Here is a 19,694-nt window from a genome sequence, read left to right as displayed (position 1 = left end):
CAAATCCTCAGCCCTGGATCGAGGCGCGGCGCAGATCGCGGGCGTGCGTCAGGATGATGTCTTCCAGCTTCTGCACCGTGGCGGCGCGCACGGGCGCCGCGACCCACTGGCCGTTCTGGTTCACCTGGCGCAGCGCCGCGACCGACAGCGCATCGGCGCGCAGATCCTGATCGAGGATCGAGACGGTCAGCTTGATGCGCTCGGCCGGCGCCTGCGGGTTGACGTACCAATCGGTGACGATCACGCCACCATTGGAATCGGTCTGAACCAGCGGCATGAACTTCAGCGTGTCGAGGCTCGCGCGCCACAGATAGCTGTTCACGCCGATCGTCGTGATCTTGGACGGCGACATCTCGGTCTTGGGGCGCACATGGTGCGAACAGGCGACGAGCGGCAGGGCGGTGAGCGCCATCAACGCGATACGCAACGGGCGGAACATGGGCATCATCCTGGCATGAAGAGGGATCGTTCCGGCTCTACAGCCGGGGCCGCGCGCCCGCAAGCACGAGGGCGGACGTGCCGGACGGGGCAAAGACGAGAGCAAGACGAGCAGGGCTCGAGCCTGTGGGGCTTTTGCAACACTCCGACAGAATCCATTACCGATGCTGGTTGCAGGGGATCAAAGCGTGATAGGCGCGTTCGGCACATAGGGCGGAATACACCGCCGGGGGTCGACGTGAAGAACAGGCGCGTGATGTCGGGAATTGCTGCCGTGGCGCTCGTCGCCATGGGCGCTCTCGTCGCGCCGGCCTTCGGCGCATCCGAACAGATGGCGCGCCCGGTTCGCCGCCCGGCGATGCCCGCGCTCAGCATCGCGGGGTTCACGCCCGCCGCCGCCGATCCGCGGCTCGCGGCGGTGTTCGCGCGGGGCGGCCTCGATACGAGCGACTTCCGGTTCACCCCCGCCGATACAAGGCGTGGCGGCCGTGCGGTGACTGTGGCGGTGCGCGCGCGCAACAGCAGTCGCGCGTTCGACGGCACGCGCCTGGCCGCGACCGCGGCGGCGCCGACGGTCGGGCTCGCGCCGGTCGCCTATAATCTGGGCGCGGCGGTCGGCTGGAAGCGGTTCGCGGTCACCGGCGACGTCGCGCATGTCGACCTGGCGAGCACGCCCGGCAGCCGCGACAGCGCCGATCTGGCGCTCAGCTACACCGCCTCGCGCTTCAGCAGCCGGGTGAAGGCGGCGGCCGATCGGCCGATCGCCGGAACGCCGCAGCTCCTGACCGACATGCCGAGCTATTCGGTCGATCTCAGCAGCTCCTACGCGCTGACCCGCAATCTCGCGGTGACGGCGGGCGTGCGCTATCGCACCAATCGCGAGCGGCTGGCGCAGGTGACCGACGATCGGCGTGACAGCCAAGCCGTCTATCTGGGCACCGCCTTCCGCTTCTGATCCGGCCTAGGGTGCAGCGCGTCGATCGCCGCCCAGCCCTGAAATCCCAGCGCCGCGATTCGCCCCCAGCGCTGCGCGTCCATGCCGCCCAGCGCGATCACGGGTATGCCGAGCCCAGCGCCGATCCGCGCCGCGCGCATCGGCCCGATCGCCCGCGCGCCGGGATGCGAGCGGGTCGCATGGACGGGCGAGACGAAGAGCAGGTCGGCGCCCGCGCGAACCCCCGCGATCGCCTCACGCCGGTCATGCGCGGGCCATGTGCGCAGGCCGCGCCCGACACGCGCGCCATGGATGCCGTCGCCCGCCAGCGGCACCGATCCGGCGACCACGAGCACCAGCCGCCGCGCCAGCGCGATTCGGCGGACGCGGGCATGAAGTCGGCGGCGTTCGGCGGCGGGCGTCCCATGGTGGCGGAACACGACGCCCGATCCGGGCGGCAACGCGCGGAGCGCGGCCCAGAGCCGATTCCCCATCCGCTCGTCGGTCATCAGCCAAGGGTATCGATCGCGCACGGCGCCTCCTATAGCGCGGCGATGATCTCCGACGACACCATCCAACGCCTGGAGGACGTGCGCGCCGCCATAGCGCACGCCGCCGCCCTGGCCGACCGCCCCGCCGCTTCGGTCACGCTGATCGCGGTCTCCAAGACTCACCCGGCGGAGGCGATCGTGCCGCTGCTCGACGCCGGGCAGCGCGCGTTCGGCGAAAATCGCGTGGCGGAGGCGGCGGCGAAATGGCCGGCGCTGCGCGCGCGTTATGCGGGCGTGACGCTCCATCTGATCGGGCAGCTCCAGTCGAACAAGGCGGACGAGGCGGTCGCGCTGTTCGACGCCATCCACGCGGTCGATCGTCCGTCGCTCGTCGCCGCACTCGGCCGCGCGATGGACGCTGCAGGCCGGCGGCCGGACTGTTTCGTCCAGGTGAATATCGGCGAGGAACCGCAAAAGGGCGGCTGCGCGATCGCCGATCTGCCCGCCCTGCTCGCCCAGGCGCGGGAGGTGGGGCTGCCGGTGGCAGGGCTGATGTGCCTGCCGCCCGCCGATGTCGAGCCAGCGCCCTATTTCGCGCTGCTCGCCAAGTTGGCGCGAGACCATGGCCTGGCGCAGCTCAGCATGGGCATGTCGGGCGATTATCCGACCGCGGTGACGATCGGCGCGACTCACGTCCGAGTCGGTAGCGCGCTCTTCGGGGTGCGGGAGGCATGACCATCCCGGTGCGCTTCGCCGCCCTGCTCTTCGATTTCGACGGCGTGCTGATCGAAAGCGAATATGCGGGCAACCGCCAGATCGCCGAATGGCTCACCGCGGCGGGTCATCCGACCACGCCCGAACAGTCGATGGCGAATTTCATGGGGCTCTCAGGCATGGCCTTCACCGGCGCGATCGAGGCTTGGATCGACGCGCCGCTGCCCCCGGGCTTCGCCGAGGCGCGCGCAGCGGAGGATGCACGGGTGATGGCCGAAGGGCTGGATGCGGTGAAGGGCGCGATCGCCTTCGTCGAATCGCTGCCGCCGTCGCTGCCGCGCGCGATCGTGTCGTCGAGCACCACCCGTTGGATCGCGCACCATCTCGATCATCTCGGCCTGCACGGCGCGTTCGGCCCGCACATCTATAGCGGGCGCGAGCATGTCGCGCGGGGCAAACCCGCGCCCGATCTCTATCATTATGGCGCGCGGATGCTGGGCGCCGATATCGCGGATTGCGCGATCATCGAGGATTCGCCGGTGGGCGTTACCGGCGCGGTGGCCTCCGGCGCGTTCGTGATCGGGCTGTGCGCGGGCACGCATTGCGGTGCAGGCCATGGCGCTCGGCTGAAGGCGCTCGGCGCCGACGTCATCGCCAACGATTTCAGCGCGGTCGCCGCCGCGATCGCCTGATCCGCCACGCCGCCCAGCCGCCGGCGACGAGATCATAGGGGATGGCCGCCGCCTCGCGCAGATGCATGCGCAGCCATGGGCGGTTGCCGGGCGTCTCGGTGCGCGGGAACAGGATCGGCGTCGCGCGCATGCCGAACAGCGCGAACAGCATCACGACGCGCGGCTGATGATAACGATCGGTGCAGGCGATGCACTGGTCGATCCCGCGGGCGCGTGCGAAATCGGTGGCCGCGGCGACGGTCTGGAGCGTGTCCACGCTCGCTTCGTCCCGATACAGCCGTTCGGGCGCGACGCTCGCCGACAGCATATCCGCCATGACGCGGGCTTCGGACGGGCCAAACCGGCCCTTGGCGCCCGAGCAGAACAGCAGCGCCTGCGGATCCTGCGCAGCGGCACCTGCGGCAAAGGCGATGCGGCGGCGCAGCGCCGGGCTGGGGGTGCCGTCGCGGCGCACCGCGGCGCCGAACACGACGATTAGCGGGCTAGAGCTGATGGCCCGTCCGGTCGCGTTTGGTGGCGAGATAACGCTCGTTGTGCGGATTGGGCGGCAGCCGGTGCGGCACGCGCTCGATCACGCGGACGCCGGCTGCCTCCAGCCCCTCCACCTTAGCGGGGTTGTTGGTCATCAGCCGCACGCGCGGCTGGGCGAGCAGCAGGAGCATGCGCGCCGCCACGCCGAAATCGCGCGAATCGATCGCGAAGCCCAGCCGGGTGTTGGCATCCACCGTGTCGAACCCTTGATCCTGGAGGTAATAGGCGCGCAATTTGTTGACCAGGCCGATCCCGCGTCCTTCCTGGCGCAGATAGAGCAGGATGCCCCAGCCGCTCGCCTCGATCGCGCGGATGGCGGCATGAAGCTGCGGGCCGCAATCGCATTTGAGGCTGCCGAGCACGTCACCCGTCAGGCATTCGCTGTGCAGCCGCACCAGCGGCGGTTGGCCGTCGGGCCGCCCGATCAGCAGCGCGATATGCTCGTCCGCGCCGCCATCGCCGCGAAACGCGACGATCTCGGTATCCTCGGCGCCCGCCACGGGTAGGCGCGCGCGCGTCGCGATCCGCAGGCGGCCGGCATCCTCGTGCGCGTCGATATCGGCGGGCGCGATCGCGACTTCGGGATCGCGCCCGCCGACGAAAAAGGCGGGCAGCAGGCCGGCGATCCGCGCGAGGCGGAGCGCGGCGGCCGCCGCCGTCCGGTCGGCGAGCGGAACCGCGCGGAACGGCCCCTTCATCGGCATCGAGAGATCGAATTGCGGATCGGCGACCGCGGTGGCGGCGGCAAGGTCGATCCACGGCGCGCGCTCCACCTGCACCGGCGAGTCGGGATCGGCAGCGGCGCGCTGGTTGGCGAGCCCCAGCGTGGTCGCGCGTCCGGCCGAGATCAGCAGATCGGCGGCGGCTTCGGGATCGAACGCGGCCAGGCGATCGGGATCCGCCGTCTCCACCGCGAGCAGCACGAGCGGCCCCACGCCCACCGGCCAGCCGCGCCGCAGCGCATCCACCGCGCGGGCGGCGGCGCGGGGGGCGCTCAAAAGGCGAACTCGGTCATGATCGGGATATGGTCGGAGGGCTTCAGCCAGTTGCGGCAATCCTCGAACACGCTGTGCGCGCGCGCCTGCGTCGCGGCGGTACCGCGCGCCCACATATGATCGAGCCGGCGCCCCCGGTCCGACGCCGCCCAGTCCTTCGCGCGGTAGCTCCACCAAGTGTGCAGCCGGGCCGGCGCGGGGTGGAAATGGCGGCCCAGATCTACCCAGTCGCCCGCCGCCTGCAACCGCCCGAGCGCGTCCACCTCGATCGGCGTGTGGCTGACGACATCGAGCAACTGGCGGTGGCTCCACACGTCGGATTCGAGGGGCGCGACGTTGAAATCGCCCGTCAGGATGGTGGGCCCGTCGAGCGATTCGGACCAGCGCGTCATGCGTTCCAGGAAATCGAGCTTCTGGCCGAATTTCGGATTGGCCTCGCGGTCGGGCACGTCGCCGCCGGCTGGCACATAGACGTTTTCCAGTCGCACGCCGTTCGGCAGCCGCACGCCGATGTGCCGCGCCTCGCTGTTGGCCTGCCAGTCGAGCCGGTCGTCCGCGACGATGGGCACGCGCGAGACGATCGCGACGCCGTGGTGCATCCGCTGGCCGTGCAGCATGACGTGGCGATAGCCGAGCGCGCGAAACGCCTCGATCGGGAAATCACCGTCGATCACCTTGGTCTCCTGCAGGCACAGGATGTCGGGATCGGCGGCGCGCAGAAACTGTTCGACGATACCGATGCGAAAACGCACCGAATTGATGTTCCAGGATACGATCTTCATGTCGCCGGCGATGTAGGACGAATCATGGGGTTCGTCATCCCGGTTGAGAGAGCGGTAGCACTGCGGCGAAGCCGCGTCTTCGGACCTCGCCGTTGGCGAGGCCGGCCGGGCTCGGGCTGCTTGCGCATGCGCCCTGCGCAGAAAGGCCCTCGTTCCGGGGGCATGGAACGAGGGCCGACTCAGCGTTCGTCACGCAGGCGAGATGTGCACCGACCGGGTAACAGGGGGGAAATCCCGATCCGCCTCACATCCGCAACGCCCGTCTAGGCCCCGCAACCTGTCGCCGCGATGAATGGCGTGCGGCAAATCGTTCAGTTTCGCCCGCCCGTTTTCCGCGGGTCGTTCCAGCGGAACGTCCCGTCGCTCACCGGCACGCCATAATGCTGATTCGTCAGCCGAATCGTGGTGCGATTGCCCTGGCTGTCGAGCGCCACCCAGCCCTGAAGCGTCAGCCCGGCCGGGCCGGTGCTATTCTGCGCGAAGACCAGGGTGATGCGGCCATATTCGGGATGTTTGGGATCGTTCGCCTCGACCGACAGCACGCGCGGATCATAGCCGGGCACGATTTTGGCATAGCGCGTGATGTCGCGGCTGGGGTCGAGCAGCACGCCCAGCGGCGAATTCTTGATCGGCCAGCGCTGCACCTGCTTCACCGAATAATCGATGAAGGTGAGCGCGCCGCCCTCCGCCACGATCAGCAGCGGCACGCCCTTTTCATATTGGAAGCGCAATTTGCCCGGCGTCTTCAGCGTCAACTGGCCCGTCAGCACCTTGCCGTCGCGATCGGTCTGGCTGAAGTCCGCGGTCATGCTGGCGATGCCCTGGAGGTGGCGCTGGACAGTCGCCAGATCGCCCGTCGCCTGCGCGGCGAGCGGCGCGGCGACGAGCACCAGGGGGGCGAGCGCCATGGGGACGAGCGACGGGCGGAACATGCGATTTCTCCTTGGCGCCGGAATTGTCACCGGCGGATTGAATAGGGAGTGAACCGGCGAGCCCACGCCACGGGTGAACCGTTACAGAGTCACCGCCGCCTTCATGCCGAGGATGCCGACATCGGTGCGGCGGCTCACCCCGCCGGGATTGTGGACGAGCTGGAGATTGGGGCGCAGCTCGAGCCAGTCGAGCGGATGAAGGCTGTAATAGACCTCGGCCGCATATTCGGCGCCCTGCACCGCAGGCCGCGTCGGATCGATCCGCTCGCCGTCCGCCACGCGCCCGTTGACGTTGGTCCGCGCGAGCGCGAGCCCCAGGACGTCGCCCGGCACCCAGGGCACCAGCCCCTTGTAGAAGAGCCCCAGCGCCACCTGATTGTCGGTCACGCTGGTGGCGCGATCGGCCTGGGTGACGTTGAGGAACGCGCTCAGCCCCTTGAATGCCTTGCCGTCCTTCACGGTGCCGGTGATCTGCTGCTGCACGTTCAGATAGATGCCGTAACGGGCGCTGTGCTGGAGCGGCTCCAGCCCGGTGACCGCCAGCGGCTGGCGATTCACGTCGAGATACACGTCGGCGCCGCGCGCGGTGCTCACCCAGCCGCCGATCTTGTAGGTGCCGACATGGCCGCCGCGTTCGCGCGTCGTGCCGAATTCCAGCGGCAGCAGCACGCCCGTCGCGCCGTGAAAATAGCCGATCACGAAGGCGCGATCGAGGTTCCGCGGATTGACCTCATAGGCCGCGCCCTGGACATAGGCGTGATCGCCCAGATCGACGCGCAGCCGCGCGCCCCATTGGCTCACGGGCCAATTGTACCAATAATCGCCGACGAGGTTGCCCGGCTGCGCGCCGCAGAAGCTCAGATTTTCGAAATGGCAGGAAAAGGCGGCGAAATCCTCGCCCGGATTGGTGCGGCCGATCTTCACCTCGACCTGCCGGCCGAGCCGCTGCTCGTACCATAATTGAGTCACGCGCACGGTCTGGCCGCGGCCATAGACCTCCTGCACCTGCTGCAGCACGCCCAGACCGGCATCGGCGCCCAGATCGCGTCCGCGCCGCCAGGTCACGGTGCCCTGGAACGCGCCGCCCTTCAGCCCCGCCACCTTGTCCAGATCGAGCAGCACGCCCGCGTCGAACTGGCCGGTCTCGTCGAGCTGGTGCTTGTCGCCCCCGCTCACATTATACGCGCTTTCGGACGCATAGCGTGCGGTGACGCCGATGCCGCGCTTCGCCAACGCGGTGCGGATTGCGTGCCAGTCGCCGATCAGCCCCGGCGGTGGGGTGCGGCGCGTATCGGCGGTCAGCGCACTCGGTGACAGGTCGCTGTCGGCGCGCCCGGCCCCGGTCGGCGCACGGTGCTGGGTATCGCCCTGTGTGGTGGCAACCTTGCCGGGCGTGGCGGCCTGCGGTGCGGCATCGGGATCGGCGGCGATCGCGGGGCTCGCCCCCAGCATCAGCGCGAGAAGCGCGGCACCCCACCCGTATCGGGAGATCGTCATCCTGCCCACCCCGTCAGATCGCATGGCCTTCGGTATCGCGCAGCACCTCGCGGCGGCCGACATGATCGGGACGGCCGACTATGCCGTCCTTTTCCATTCGCTCGATCAGCCGCGCGGCGGAGTTGTAGCCGATGCGAAGCTGGCGCTGGAGCCAGGAGGTGGAGGCCTTTTGCGATTCGCAGACGAGCTGGATCGCGCTGCGATATTGCTGGTCCTCCGCCGAATCCTCGCCGGTGGGCGCGCCGTCGAGCGCGAAGCTTTCCTCGGGCTCCTCGGTGACCGACGAGATATAGTCGGGCTGGCCCTGCGCGCGCCAGTGATCTGCGACGGCGCGCACCTCGTCGTCGCTGACGAAGGGGCCGTGGACGCGCACGATGCCCTTGCCGCCCGGCATGTAGAGCATGTCGCCCTTGCCGAGGAGCTGTTCGGCGCCCTGTTCGCCCAAGATCGTGCGCGAATCGATCTTGGAGGTGACGTGGAAGCTGATCCGCGTCGGCAGATTGGCCTTGATGACGCCGGTAATGACGTCGACCGATGGGCGCTGCGTCGCCATGATGAGGTGGATGCCCGCCGCGCGCGCCTTTTGCGCCAGCCGCTGGATCAGGAATTCCACCTCCTTGCCCGCGGTCATCATCAGGTCGGCCAACTCGTCGACGATCACCACGATCTGCGGCAGCACGTCATATTCGAGCTTTTCCTCCTCATAGACCGGCTGGCCGGTATCGGGATGGTAGCCGGTCTGCACCTTGCGACCGAGCGGCTGGCCCTTGGCCTTGGCGCCGCGCACCTTGTCGTTGAAGCTGGCGAGGCTGCGCACGCCGACCGACGACATCTGCCGGTAGCGGTCCTCCATCTGCTCGACCGCCCATTTCAGCGCGCGCACCGCCTTGGCCGGATCGGTGACGACGGGGCTGAGCAGGTGCGGGATGTCGTCATACATGCTCAGTTCGAGCATCTTGGGATCGATCATGATCATCCGGCACTGCGCGGGCGTCAGCTTGTAGAGCAGCGACAGGATCATGCTGTTGAGGCCGACCGACTTGCCCGATCCGGTCGTGCCCGCGACGAGCAGATGCGGCATCGGCGCCAGATCGGCGATCACCGAATCGCCCGCGATGTTCTTGCCCAGGATGATCGGCAGTTGCGCCTGCTGGTCGTCGAACGCCTCGCTGCCGACGAGTTCGTGCAGCGACACCGCCTCGCGCTTCAGATTGGGCAGTTCGATGCCGATGACGTTGCGCCCGGGGATCACCGCGACCCGCGCCGAGATGGCGGACATGTTGCGCGCGATGTCGTCGGCCAGCGCGATCACGCGGCTCGCCTTGATGCCGGGCGCGGGCTCCAGCTCGTACATCGTGACGACGGGGCCGGGGCGCACCTCGGTGATCGCGCCGTGCACCTTGAAATCGTCGAGCACGTTCTCGAGCAGGCGGGCGTTGCGTTCCAGCGACGCCTTGTCGATCGTGCCCTTGGGCGAGGGCGGTGCGGGGGTCAGCAGGTCGAGCGGGGGCAGCGTGAAATTGTCGCGCAGGTCGAGCTGGCTCTGCGCCCTGGGCCGCGCGGCGGAGGGCGCCAGCTGGCGGTCGGCGATCACCGGGGCGGGGCGCGGATCGGGCTCGGCCACGGCGCGCGGCGTCACCGGCTTGCGCTGCAGTTCGAGCGGCGCGTCGAAATCGTCGATCGGCGCCACTTCGCCGCCACCCGATCCGCCGCGCGACCGGCGCAGGCGGCGGCCATGTTCGGCGAAATCGATCTCTAGGCTGCGCGCCCAGACGACCACCCCGGCGATCCCCGCCAGCAGCCCGGCGGCGCGTGCGCCCCAGAGCGCCACCTCGGGCCGGTTGGTGAGCGCGAGCGCCGCGTCGACGCCGCTCACCGCGGCCAGCCCGATCGCACCGCCCCAGCCCGCGGGCAGCGCCAGCACCGCGCCGTTCGAGACGAAGGCGAGCGTGCAGCCCATCAGCGCCACGCCGATCGCCGCGCCGCCCAGCATGCGGCCCCAATGGCCGGCGGGCTGTTCGCGCCACAGCCGCATGCCGATGATCGGCGCCACCGGCAGGATCAGCGCGACCGCGGGGCCGAACAATGTCAGCGCCAGATCGGCGAACCAGGCGCCGGGCGCGCCCAGCCAGTTGGCAAAGGGACCGCCCGCCGCGGTGTTGATCGCCGGATCGCTCGCATGATAGCTGGCAAGCGCGGCCACCATCGCCAGCACGCCGGCGAACAGCGCGCAGGCGGTGATGAGCGCGCCGCTGCGCACCGCACCCGCCTTCACCGTCTCGCGCCACAAGGCTGGCTGCGCGCGGCTGGCCATGATCCTGATCCCGTTCCTGCTATGAGCTACGATCATCGCCGGCCATCCGCCCGGCGTCAAGGCGGCGAGCGTTGGCAGCGCGGCATTGCGCGCGTAGAGCGGCCGGATGGACACAGATGTCATCATCCTCGGCGGCGGCCTGGTCGGCGCGACGCTCGCTCTGGCGCTCGATGCGAGCGGCCTGACTGCGACCGTGATCGATCCCGCCGATCCCGAGGTCACGCTGGCGCCGGGCTTCGACGGCCGTGCGTCGGCGGTGGCGAGCGCCAGCGGGCGAATGCTGGAGGCGATCGGGGTCGGCGCGCGGCTGGAGGGGAAAGGCTGCCCGATCCGCGCAATCCGGGTGAGTGACGGGCTGGAGCCCGGTGCGCTCGATTTCGAACCCGATGCGGGCGATGGCGCGCTGGGGGTGATGTACGAGAATCGGCTGTTGCGGCGCACGCTGCACGAGGCCGCGGCCGCGGCGCCGGGGATCGACCTGCGGATGACGACGCGCGCGGTGGCGGTCGATCGCGGCGCCGCGGGCGTAACGGCCACGCTCGATTCGGGCGATGTCGTGCGTGCGCCGTTGCTGATCGCGGCCGAGGGGCGCCATTCGCCCACGCGCGAGGCGGCGGGGATCGCGGTCGCGCGCTGGTCCTACGACCACGCCGCGATCGTCGGCGCGTTCCATCACGAGCACCCCCATGAAGAGACCGCGTTCGAGATCTTCTATCCCGCCGGCCCCTTCGCGCTGCTGCCGCTGCCCGACGATGCCGCAGGGCACCGCTCCGCGATCGTGTGGACGGTGGATGCGAGGGACGCGGCCGGCATGATGAAGCTCGGGGATCGCGGCTTCCTGGCCGAGGCGGAAAAGCGGATGGGCGGCTTTCTCGGCGCTCTGTCGGGGGCGAGCCCGCGCGCGAGCTATCCGCTCGGCTTCCATCATGCGGCACGGATCGTGGACGAACGACTCGCTCTGGTGGGCGACGCGGCGCACGGCATCCATCCGATCGCGGGGCAGGGGCTTAACCTTGGCTTTCGCGACGTGGCGACGCTCGCCGAAGTGCTGGTCGAGGGCAAGCGCACCGGGCTCGACCTGGGCGATGCGGCCTTGCTCGCGCGCTACCAGCGCTGGCGCGGGCTCGATACCTTCATGGTGGCGGCGGCGACCGACACGCTCACCCGGCTGTTCGGTGTGCGCGGGCGGACGGCGAGCGCGGTGCGGCGGTTCGGCATCTCGGCAGTGAACGCGATCCCGCCGCTCAAGAACCGCTTCATGGCCGAGGCGCGCGGCGAAAGCGGCGATCTGCCGCGGCTGCTGCAGGGGCTGGCGATCTAAGGGGGAGTTCACGCGGAGGCGCGGAGGGCGCAGAGATGATTCGCGTGTGGCAGCGCAGGCGTGTTTTACGCCTGGCGACGGAAATCATGAGGATCCCGCTCGCCACCGTTCGCCCTGAGCTTGTCGAAGGGCCTGTTCCGCGTGCGGATTTCGATTGCGGAAAGCGTGCTTCGACAAGCTCGGCACGAACGGATGGGTCAAGCTTCAAGAGCTGCTCCCGCGACCGTCTTTCGCTCCGCGCCCTTTGCGCCTCCGCGTAAACCTCTCCTTCGAACCGCGCACCGGCCAGCGATCAGAGGCGCCGCGCTTCCTCGACCAGCATGACGGGAACGCCGTCGCGCACCGGATAGGCGAGCCCCGCGGCGTCCGACACCAGTTCCTGCGCCGCTTCGTCATAGCGCAAAGGCGTGCGCGTCACCGGGCAGACGAGGCGTTCGAGCAGCCACGCGTCGATCATTGCAGCGTCACCCGATCTTCGCCGTCGTGGCGGCCGAAGAACTGCATGAGCTGGACGATCAGCTCGGCGCGCGCCTCGATCCCCTCGGCCTCGAGCAGCGCCTGTTTGGCTGCCGAATCGAACGGCGCGATCTGCGCGATGCCGTTGACCAGCGCCTCGTCGTCCAGCCGCGCGACCGAATCCCAATCGACCGCATAGCCCTGCGCCTCGGCGAACCGGCGCGATTCCATTTCCAGCGAGGCGCGCATGCCGAGCGACAGCGTCTCGTCGGCGCCGACCGGCAGCAAGTCGGCCTCCACCTGCCGAAAGGCGGTGGTCACATCGAGCTCGCGGACGATGCGGAACAGCGCGACGCCCTCCAGGATCACATTGTAGCGGCCATCGTCCATCGCCTCCACCTCGGCGATCCGCCCGACACAGCCCAGGTCGAACAGCGGCGGGACCGAGCCCTTGGCCACCGCGGTGGGCCGCGGTTGGACCATGCCGATCCGCCGGTCGCGCGCCATCGCATCCGAGATCATGGCGCGGTAGCGCGGCTCGAAGATGTGCAGCGGCAGGTGCATGCCGGGAAACAGCAGCGCGCCCGGCAGCGGAAAGATCGACAGCCGCGTGGTCATCCAAAGAGGATCGCGGAGAGGCGGCGGCGCTGCGCCGACACCCAGGGGTCCATCAGCCCCACGACGTCGAACAGTTTCAGCAGTTGCGCGCGCGCCGCGCCGTCGTTCCAGTCGCGATCCCGGGCGATGATCACGAGCAGCGAATCGGCCGCCGCGTCGCGGTCGCCTGCGGCCATCTGCCCGCCCGCCAGACGGAAGCGCGCATCGAGATCGTCGGGATGGGCCGCGACTTCGGCGGCGAGGCCCGACAGGTCGTCCACCGGTGCGGCGCTCTTCGCCAGATCGAGCGCGGCGCGCGCGCGTTCGATCGCCGGATCGGCGGCGATGGCGGGATCGAGCTCGCCGAGCCAGGCCTCCGCCTCGTCCAGCTCGCCGCCCGCGACGAGCGCGCGGACGAAGCCCGAATGGACCTGCGGGCTGTCGGGCGCGATTTCAGCAACCTGGCGGAAGATCGACAGCGCGCGCTCGAAATCGCCGCCCGCGAGCACCTCTTCGCCCATCGCGATCAGCGGCTCGATCTCGGCGGCGGTGTCGGCTGCTGCAGAGGGGATCGGCAATTGCTTCAGGATCTGGTCGAGCATCGTGCGGAGCTGTGATTCGGTCCGCGCGCTCGTCAGATCGGCGACGAGCTGCCCCTGGAACATCGCATAGACCGTCGGGATCGACTTGATCTGGAATTGCGCGGCGATGAACTGGTTCTTATCGGTATCGACCTTCGCCAGCACGACGCCCTTGTCGGCATAATCGGCGCAGACCTTTTCGAGGAGCGGCGTCAGCGCCTTGCACGGCCCGCACCATTCCGCCCAGAAATCGATGACGACCAGCGCGGCCATCGACGGTTCGACGACGTCGCGGCGAAACGCCTCGACCGCGTCCTTCTGGGCAGGTGACATTCCAAGCGTGGCCAAGTGATGCTCCCGTTGTTCGGCGCGCCCTATCTGGGGCGGCGGCACGGTTAATGGAAGTCCCGTGATCTGGGCAGGACGCGCACGTCGCGCGGATGACCGTGGCGCGGGTCGCGCGAGCGCGTAGGGACGGGCTTGAGCACCGCATCGGCGGGCGCGATCGGCGGCTCCAGCGCACGGTCGTTCGACAGCCGCGCCAGCTCGGCGCTGCGATCCTGCACGCGGACGGTCATCAGATGCGTGACGCCCTCGTCGCTGCGCTGGATCGTGCCCTCCAGCACCATGAGGCGCGAGGCCATCACCGCGCGCCGGTTCGCCTCGAAATCGCGCGCCCAGATCAGGCCGTTGGTGATCCCGGTCTCGTCCTCGATCGTCACGAAGATCGCGTTGCCCTTGCCCGGCCGCTGGCGGACGAGGACGATCCCGGCGACTCGCGCCCGGCAACCGTCCTTCGTTTCGTTCGCCTGCGCACTCGACAGGATCCCCTCGGCGGCGAAGAGCGGGCGCAGGAACGTCATGGGATGTTCCTTCAGCGACAGTCGTGTCGTCTGGTAATCGGTGGCGACCTGTTCGCTGAGCGGCATCGGCGGCAGGGGCGGATCGGCTTCGTGCGCGAGTTCGGGCGCTTGCGCCGCGGCGAACAGCGCGAGTTGCCGCGGCGGGGTGCGCCGCACCTCCCACAAGGCCTGGCGCCGATCCTGCCCGATCGAGCGGAACGAATCCGCATCCGCCAGCAGCCGCAGCGCGCGTTCGGGCACGTGCACGGCGAGCTGTTCGATCGTGGCATAGGGCGCATGGGCGACGATCGCGGTCGCCCAGTCCGTGCGGAAGCCCTCGACCTGGCGAAAGCCGAGCCTGATGGCGAGCGGATCGTCCTCCAAGAGGTTGTCCCACCGGCTTGCGTTCACGTCCACCGGCCGCACCTCCACGCCGTGCTCGCGCGCATCGCGCACCAGTTGCGCGGGCGCGTAGAAGCCCATCGGCTGCGAATTGAGGATCGCACAGCCGAACACCGCGGGGTGGAAGCATTTGATCCAGGCGGAGACATAGACGAGCCGCGCGAAGCTCAGCGCATGGCTTTCGGGAAAGCCATAGGAGCCGAAGCCCTCGATCTGCTTGAAGCAGCGTTCGGCGAATTCGGCGGTGTAGCCGCGCCGGACCATGCCGCCGACGAGCTTGGCCTGGAAGTTCTCCATCCCGCCGACATGGCGAAACGTCGCCATCGCCTTGCGGAGCTGGTTGGCCTCGTCCGGCGTAAAGCCGGCGGCGACGATCGCCAGCTTCATCGCCTGTTCCTGGAACAGCGGCACGCCATAGGTGAAGCGCAGCAATTGGCGCAGCTCGTCGGGCGGCCCGAAGCGCGGATCGGGCGAGGGGAACTCCACCGGCTCCTTGCCCGAACGGCGGCGCAGATAGGGATGGACCATGTCGCCCTCGATCGGCCCCGGCCGCACGATCGCGACCTGCACCACCAGATCGTAGAGCTTGCGGGGCTTGAGGCGCGGCAGCATGTTGATCTGCGCACGGCTCTCCACCTGGAACACGCCGATACTGTCGCCCTTGCATAGCATGTCGTACACGGCGGGATGTTCGGCGACGGCGATCGTGTCGAGCGCGTGATCGCCGAGCCCGTGCTGACGCATCAGGTCGAAGCTCTTGCGGATGCACGTCAGCATGCCGAGCGCGAGGATATCGACCTTCATCAGGCCGAGCGCGTCGATATCGTCCTTGTCCCATTCGATGAACGTCCGGTCCTTCATCGCGCCGTTGTGGATCGGCACGGTCTCGTCGAGCCGGTTCTGGGTGAGGACGAACCCGCCGACATGCTGGGAGAGATGGCGCGGAAATTCGATCAGCCGATCGACCAGCATCCGCAGCCGCGCGATCTCGGGATTGGCGACGTCATAGCCCGCCTGCGCGAAGCGTTGTTCCTCGAACCGGCGCGAGAAGCTGCCCCATACGGTGCTCGTCAGCCGCTGCGTCACGTCGTCGGTCAGCCCCAGCGCGTGGCCGACCTCGCGCACGGTGCTGCGCGCGCGATAATGGATCACGGTCGCCGCGATCGCCGCGCGGTGGCGGCCATAGCGGCGATAGATATACTGCATCACCTCCTCGCGCCGCTCATGTTCGAAATCCACGTCGATATCGGGCGGCTCGTCGCGCTCCGCCGATACGAAGCGCGAGAAGAGCAGATCGTATTTCATCGGATCGACCGAGGTGACGCCCAGCAGGAAACACACCACCGAATTGGCCGCCGACCCGCGCCCCTGGCACAGGATCGGGGGCTTCTGCGCGCGCGCGAACCGCACCACGTCATGGACGGTGAGGAAATAATAGGCGTACTTGCGATCACGGATGAGGTGGAACTCCTCGAACAGCAGCGCGCGCATCTTTTCGGGCACCATGTCGTCGAAGCGCTCCAGCGCGGTCTGCCAGACGATATGTTCGAGCCAGTCCTGCGGATCCCAGCCGGACGGCACGGGCTCGTGCGGATATTCGTAGCGCAATTGATCGAGATCGAAGCCGATGCGCGCGGCCAGCCCGGTGCTTTGCGCGACGGCATCGGGCCGGTCGCGGAACAGCCGCGCGATTTCGGCGGCGTCCTTCAAGTGCCGCTCGCCGTTCGCGGCCAGCCGGCGCCCCGCGCCCTGGATCGTCGTGCCCTCGCGGATGCAGGTGACGATGTCGTGGAGCGGCCGGTCCTCGGCATAGGCGTAAAGCGCGTCGACCGTCGCGAGCAGCGGCACCCCGGCCTCGTCCGCCACCGCACCCAGCCGGGCGAGGCGGCGCCGATCGCCCCCCGCATGCGGCATGGTCGCGGCCAGCCACACGCGGCCGGGCGCGGCTTGCCGCAGCCGCGCGAGCGTTTCCGCCAGGCGCGTGGCCGGGGTGCCGTCGCGAAGCGGGGGCAGGGGCGGGGGGCCGGCGCCGTCGTTGGCGGCGACCGCGCGGACGCGCGCCCCTCGATCGGTGCTCTCGGGCATCGCCACCAGCAGCAGATCCTCGGCGTGGCGAAACAAATCCGCAAAGCCGAGGATACAATCGCCCTTTTCCGCGCGCCGGTTGCCGAGCGTGAGCAGCCGGGTGAGCCGGCCCCAGCCGAAGCGCGTCGCCGGATAGGCGACGATGTCGGGGGTGCCGTCGGCGAAGACGAGGCGCGCGCCCACTGCCAGCCGGAAGGCGAGCGGCGGCAGCCTGGCGCCCAGCAGCCCGGCGCGCGCCTTCTTGAGCGCCTGATGCGCGCGCACCACGCCGGCGACGGTGTTGCGGTCGGCGATCCCGATCCCGGCCAGACCCAGTTCGACGGCGCGCGCCACCATGTCGGTGGCGTGCGACGCGCCATCCAGGAACGAGAAGTTCGTCGCCGCCACCAGCTCGGCAAAGGCGGGTTCGTCGGTCATCGGGGTTCACGCGAAGCCGCAAAGAGATGCGCGCGCGGAGAGGCGGAGGACGCGGAGGCGTTGCGCCCGCAGCCCCGTCGTGGCCCCATCATCGAACTCTGATGGACTGCCGATGATCGTGCCGGAAGGCCGCCCCGTTCGCAGCCTCTCGACGTCCTTCGCGCCTCCGCGCGAGCATCCCGTCTTCGCGTCTCGTGAGACCGGTCACCGCGAATCACGCGAACAGCCCGTGGACATACCAGCGCGGATGTTCCGCCTCGCTGTAAAGGCCGTGGCGGAAGATCCAGAAGCGGCGGCCGCGCTGATCCTCGATGCGGAAATAATCGCGCGTCGGGATGGCGCGATCATGGACGCGCCACCATTCCCCCGCGATCCGCTCGGGCCCCTCGGCGCGCGCCACCTCGTGCAGGTTGCGCCGCCAGCGGAAGCGGTGCGGCGGCCCGTCGGGCACCTCGGCCATCACCGCCTCGATCGGCTGCGGCGGATCGAAGAGGTAGATCGGCCGCAGCGGGGGCTCGCCCGCCTGCGGCTCGGGCCAGGCGGTGGGCGCCGCGCCACTCGCGACCGGATCGGCGGCGGGCAGCATCAGCTCGGCCTGTTCGGGAATATGGCTGGCGCGCGGCGCGAAACGGCGCACCTGGCCGCGCCCGAGCCGGGTGGTGAGGCGGTCGACCAGCGCGGTGACGTCGCCGCGCTCGCCCCGGGCGCCCTTGTCGCCCCGCTCGCCCCCCTCCGCGGTGCCGCCCTCCAGCTTCAACTGGCTCGCGTCGAGCGCCTCGGCCAGGGCGACGTCGAGGCGGATGAGGTCGTAGCCGAAGCCCGGATCGAGCGGATCGGCCAGCCCGTCGATCCGCTCGCGGAACAGCCGCAGCAGCACCGCGGCGTCCCGCGTCGGCGCGCCCGTCTCGATTCGCAGCCGCTGCACCTGGCCATCGGCGCGGTAGAGCCGCGCTTCCCAGCGGCGACCGCCCTGGCGGCGCCGTTCGAGCAGCACCGCGGCCTCGCCGACCAGTTCGCCCAGCACGTCCAGCGCATAATCCGTGCGGCCGATCGGCTCGGCGAACCGGCGCTCCACCCCGATCGGCGGCGCGACGCGGCGCGGGCTGATCGCCATCTTCGCCTCGCCGCTCAGCCGGCGCACCGCGGTCGCCGCCTCGGCGCCGAATCGCGCGGCCAGCCCCGCCATCGGCCGCGCCATCACGTCGCCCACCGTCTTCAGCCCGGCGCGCACCAGCGCGGTGGTGGCCTCGTCATCCAGCCCCAGCGCCACCACCGGCAGCCGCCGGATCGCGCCGCGCTCGTCGGGCGCGGGCGCGCCGGCATGGCGGGCAAGCGCCAGCGCGGCGGCGGGGCCGTCGCCGAACGCATGGCGCACGGCCACCCCGCGCCGCGCCATGCGCGCCTCCGCATCCGCCGCCAGCCGCCGCTCGCCATCGAAGGCGTGGATGCAACCGGCGATGTCGAGCACCAGCGCGTCGGGCGGATCGAGCGCCACCAGCGGGGTGTAGCGGATGCACCCGTCCGCCAGCCGTTCCAGCCAGTCGAGATCGGCATGCGGATCGTGCGGGAACACCTCCAGCTCGGGGACGCGCGCGCGCGCGTCGGCCAGCGTCAGCCCCACGGTCAGCCCCGCCTGCACCGCGCTGCGATCGAGCGCGGCCAGCCGGATCCCGCCGGAGACGGCATGGGTGAAGGCCAGCGGCGCCTCATCCCGTCCGGCGAACAGGTGCGCGCGGGTGTTGCGCAGCCGCTCCACGGGGAGCCAGGGGAAGACGAGCGCCAGATAGCGGCGCGGGATCGAAGCATCGGTCGTCACGGTTCCACTCCACGCACCAGCGCTGCCCGGCCGGGCCGCCGCGCCGGCGCACACATTCCACGTCGAAGGCCGGCCGGCCCGGCGCATCGGCCTCCAGCGCCGCCGAGGGGCTGGCCGACACCGACCAGCGACTCGCCGCCGCACTCGCGCCCCCTCCGGCGCCCACGCGCAGCACCAGCACCGCCACGCCCGAGGCCTCCGCCGCCAGCATCAGCCGCCGCGTCGCGGTCAGGTCGAGGCCCGGCGCGGGACCCCATGCCTCCACCAGCAGCGTGCCAAGCCCGGCGCAGCGCGCGCCATCGGCGGCGGCGCGCAGCAGCGCCGCCTCGTCCTCCACCACCGCCAGCACCAGCGCATGGGGCGACAGGCCCATTTCGAACAAGCCGGTCGCGTGCAGCCGGCCGCCCTGGCGTTCAGCGGCGCGCGTGCGCAGCCACAACAAGGGCGTTGCGCCCGCGGCGAGCGCCAGCGCCACCGCGAACCCCGCCACCGCCGCGCCGTCGTTCGCCTCGGCGGCATGGATCTCGTGAAGCTGCGCTGGATGCAGCCCGCCCGCCAGCCACGCATCCATCGGCCGCGGATCGGCTTGCGCGGGCCCGGTGCCAGCGGCAACACGCCGCAACCGGGCGATCAGGGCGGACGAGTCGCGCATCGATGTTCTTGTAATGTTCTTATGCTGGATTCGCCAAGCGCGAATTGTGACGACAAGGGGTTGCCGTCCCCGAACCCCCACGCTAAGAGCGCGCCTCACCCAGCCGGTCCGCCGGTTCGTGACGCCAGAGCGGGCGTAGCTCAGGGGTAGAGCACAACCTTGCCAAGGTTGGGGTCGAGGGTTCGAATCCCTTCGCCCGCTCCAG

18 protein-coding genes and 1 tRNA gene are annotated in these 19,694 nt (G+C 70.0%); 5 read left to right on the top strand and 14 right to left on the bottom strand.

Features of this window, described 5'->3' with window-relative positions:
* Window positions 1–7: 7 nt before the first annotated feature.
* Window positions 8–439 carry a DUF3576 domain-containing protein gene (locus L8H00_RS10645; RefSeq protein WP_242097289.1) on the bottom strand — a complete coding sequence of 144 codons (432 nt, stop codon included), beginning with the start codon at window positions 437–439 and terminating at the stop codon, window positions 8–10.
* A 237-nt stretch (window positions 440–676) separates the two neighbouring features.
* On the opposite strand from L8H00_RS10645, the gene L8H00_RS10640 reads away from it, so the two are divergent.
* Window positions 677–1,393 (top strand): hypothetical protein, encoded by a 717-nt coding sequence (locus L8H00_RS10640; RefSeq protein ID WP_347340726.1) that lies wholly within the window; start codon window positions 677–679, stop codon window positions 1,391–1,393.
* Here L8H00_RS10640 and L8H00_RS10635 read toward each other — a convergent pair.
* Entirely contained in the window at window positions 1,366–1,905 is a 540-nt protein-coding gene (locus L8H00_RS10635) for a thiamine phosphate synthase (RefSeq protein ID WP_347340725.1), read from the bottom strand. The two genes, L8H00_RS10640 and L8H00_RS10635, sit on opposite strands and share 28 nt — an antisense overlap.
* A gap of 21 nt (window positions 1,906–1,926) precedes the next feature.
* On the opposite strand from L8H00_RS10635, the gene L8H00_RS10630 reads away from it, so the two are divergent.
* Complete coding sequence (locus L8H00_RS10630) at window positions 1,927–2,598, top strand: YggS family pyridoxal phosphate-dependent enzyme (protein ID WP_242097288.1); 672 nt, start codon at window positions 1,927–1,929, stop codon at window positions 2,596–2,598.
* Window positions 2,595–3,269, top strand: coding sequence for an HAD family phosphatase (locus tag L8H00_RS10625; RefSeq protein WP_242097287.1), 675 nt, complete (start codon window positions 2,595–2,597; stop codon window positions 3,267–3,269). Before L8H00_RS10630 ends, L8H00_RS10625 begins: the two co-directional genes overlap by 4 nt.
* On the opposite strand, the gene L8H00_RS10620 is transcribed toward L8H00_RS10625, so the two are convergent.
* The 6 genes from L8H00_RS10620 to L8H00_RS10595 all read right to left on the bottom strand — a co-directional run bounded on the left by L8H00_RS10620 (window position 3,241) and on the right by L8H00_RS10595 (window position 10,320).
* Window positions 3,241–3,738 carry a YdcF family protein gene (locus tag L8H00_RS10620; protein ID WP_242097286.1) on the bottom strand — a complete coding sequence of 166 codons (498 nt, stop codon included), beginning with the start codon at window positions 3,736–3,738 and terminating at the stop codon, window positions 3,241–3,243. The two genes, L8H00_RS10625 and L8H00_RS10620, sit on opposite strands and share 29 nt — an antisense overlap.
* Window positions 3,739–3,751: 13 nt before the next feature.
* Complete coding sequence (ribA, locus tag L8H00_RS10615) at window positions 3,752–4,798, bottom strand: GTP cyclohydrolase II (protein WP_242097285.1); 1,047 nt, start codon at window positions 4,796–4,798, stop codon at window positions 3,752–3,754.
* Window positions 4,795–5,577, bottom strand: coding sequence for an exodeoxyribonuclease III (locus tag L8H00_RS10610; RefSeq protein WP_242097284.1), 783 nt, complete (start codon window positions 5,575–5,577; stop codon window positions 4,795–4,797). The genes ribA and L8H00_RS10610 overlap by 4 nt, the downstream gene beginning before the upstream one ends.
* A 311-nt stretch (window positions 5,578–5,888) precedes the next feature.
* On the bottom strand, window positions 5,889–6,509 hold the full coding sequence (locus L8H00_RS10605) for an outer membrane lipoprotein carrier protein LolA (protein ID WP_242097283.1): 621 nt from the start codon (window positions 6,507–6,509) through the stop codon (window positions 5,889–5,891).
* An 81-nt stretch (window positions 6,510–6,590) separates the two neighbouring features.
* Window positions 6,591–8,006 (bottom strand): carbohydrate porin, encoded by a 1,416-nt coding sequence (locus L8H00_RS10600; protein WP_242097282.1) that lies wholly within the window; start codon window positions 8,004–8,006, stop codon window positions 6,591–6,593.
* Window positions 8,007–8,019: 13 nt separating this feature from the next.
* Complete coding sequence (locus L8H00_RS10595; RefSeq protein ID WP_242097498.1) at window positions 8,020–10,320, bottom strand: DNA translocase FtsK 4TM domain-containing protein; 2,301 nt, start codon at window positions 10,318–10,320, stop codon at window positions 8,020–8,022.
* 106 nt (window positions 10,321–10,426) lie between these two features.
* Here L8H00_RS10595 and L8H00_RS10590 point away from each other — a divergent pair, with 106 nt between their 5' ends.
* Window positions 10,427–11,641 carry a UbiH/UbiF/VisC/COQ6 family ubiquinone biosynthesis hydroxylase gene (locus tag L8H00_RS10590; RefSeq protein WP_242097281.1) on the top strand — a complete coding sequence of 405 codons (1,215 nt, stop codon included), beginning with the start codon at window positions 10,427–10,429 and terminating at the stop codon, window positions 11,639–11,641.
* Window positions 11,642–11,933: 292 nt separating this feature from the next.
* Here L8H00_RS10590 and L8H00_RS10585 read toward each other — a convergent pair whose 3' ends face one another.
* From L8H00_RS10585 to L8H00_RS10560, 6 genes are all read right to left on the bottom strand, one after another.
* Window positions 11,934–12,098, bottom strand: a complete 165-nt coding sequence (locus L8H00_RS10585) for a Trm112 family protein (RefSeq protein ID WP_242097280.1) — start codon at window positions 12,096–12,098, stop codon at window positions 11,934–11,936.
* Entirely contained in the window at window positions 12,095–12,715 is a 621-nt protein-coding gene (locus L8H00_RS10580; RefSeq protein ID WP_242097279.1) for an LON peptidase substrate-binding domain-containing protein, read from the bottom strand. Before L8H00_RS10580 ends, L8H00_RS10585 begins: the two co-directional genes overlap by 4 nt.
* The gene (locus tag L8H00_RS10575; protein ID WP_242097497.1) at window positions 12,712–13,608 is read right to left on the bottom strand and encodes a tetratricopeptide repeat protein; all 897 of its coding nucleotides are present in this window, start codon (window positions 13,606–13,608) and stop codon (window positions 12,712–12,714) included. Before L8H00_RS10575 ends, L8H00_RS10580 begins: the two co-directional genes overlap by 4 nt.
* A gap of 62 nt (window positions 13,609–13,670) precedes the next feature.
* On the bottom strand, window positions 13,671–17,021 hold the full coding sequence (locus L8H00_RS10570) for an error-prone DNA polymerase (RefSeq protein WP_242097278.1): 3,351 nt from the start codon (window positions 17,019–17,021) through the stop codon (window positions 13,671–13,673).
* Window positions 17,022–17,235: 214 nt separating this feature from the next.
* Complete coding sequence (locus L8H00_RS10565) at window positions 17,236–18,819, bottom strand: DNA polymerase Y family protein (protein WP_242097496.1); 1,584 nt, start codon at window positions 18,817–18,819, stop codon at window positions 17,236–17,238.
* A complete protein-coding gene (locus L8H00_RS10560; protein WP_242097277.1) occupies window positions 18,728–19,489 on the bottom strand; it encodes a hypothetical protein in 762 nt (253 codons plus the stop codon). Before L8H00_RS10560 ends, L8H00_RS10565 begins: the two co-directional genes overlap by 92 nt.
* A 129-nt stretch (window positions 19,490–19,618) precedes the next feature.
* On the opposite strand from L8H00_RS10560, the gene L8H00_RS10555 reads away from it, so the two are divergent.
* A tRNA-Gly gene (locus tag L8H00_RS10555) sits at window positions 19,619–19,693 on the top strand.
* The last annotated feature ends 1 nt before the right edge of the window (window position 19,694 follow it).

It is taken from the genome of Sphingomonas sp. CROZ-RG-20F-R02-07 (assembly GCF_022662335.1).
GTDB lineage: Bacteria > Pseudomonadota > Alphaproteobacteria > Sphingomonadales > Sphingomonadaceae > Sphingomonas.
The sequence above is the reverse complement of the archived record's forward strand: the minus strand, read 5'-3'. Positions and strand labels throughout refer to the sequence as shown.

Coding starts and splice junctions, on each gene's coding strand:
- L8H00_RS10575 (WP_242097497.1), bottom strand. CDS start 13,608: ATGTCACCTGCCCAGAAGGACGCGGTCGAGGCGTTTCGCCGCGACGTC.
- L8H00_RS10605 (WP_242097283.1), bottom strand. CDS start 6,509: ATGTTCCGCCCGTCGCTCGTCCCCATGGCGCTCGCCCCCCTGGTGCTC.
- L8H00_RS10590 (WP_242097281.1), top strand. CDS start 10,427: ATGGACACAGATGTCATCATCCTCGGCGGCGGCCTGGTCGGCGCGACG.
- L8H00_RS10645 (WP_242097289.1), bottom strand. CDS start 439: ATGTTCCGCCCGTTGCGTATCGCGTTGATGGCGCTCACCGCCCTGCCG.
- L8H00_RS10570 (WP_242097278.1), bottom strand. CDS start 17,021: ATGACCGACGAACCCGCCTTTGCCGAGCTGGTGGCGGCGACGAACTTC.
- L8H00_RS10560 (WP_242097277.1), bottom strand. CDS start 19,489: ATGCGCGACTCGTCCGCCCTGATCGCCCGGTTGCGGCGTGTTGCCGCT.
- L8H00_RS10595 (WP_242097498.1), bottom strand. CDS start 10,320: ATGGCCAGCCGCGCGCAGCCAGCCTTGTGGCGCGAGACGGTGAAGGCG.
- L8H00_RS10600 (WP_242097282.1), bottom strand. CDS start 8,006: ATGACGATCTCCCGATACGGGTGGGGTGCCGCGCTTCTCGCGCTGATG.
- L8H00_RS10580 (WP_242097279.1), bottom strand. CDS start 12,715: ATGACCACGCGGCTGTCGATCTTTCCGCTGCCGGGCGCGCTGCTGTTT.
- L8H00_RS10585 (WP_242097280.1), bottom strand. CDS start 12,098: ATGATCGACGCGTGGCTGCTCGAACGCCTCGTCTGCCCGGTGACGCGC.
- L8H00_RS10630 (WP_242097288.1), top strand. CDS start 1,927: ATGATCTCCGACGACACCATCCAACGCCTGGAGGACGTGCGCGCCGCC.
- L8H00_RS10610 (WP_242097284.1), bottom strand. CDS start 5,577: ATGAAGATCGTATCCTGGAACATCAATTCGGTGCGTTTTCGCATCGGT.
- L8H00_RS10625 (WP_242097287.1), top strand. CDS start 2,595: ATGACCATCCCGGTGCGCTTCGCCGCCCTGCTCTTCGATTTCGACGGC.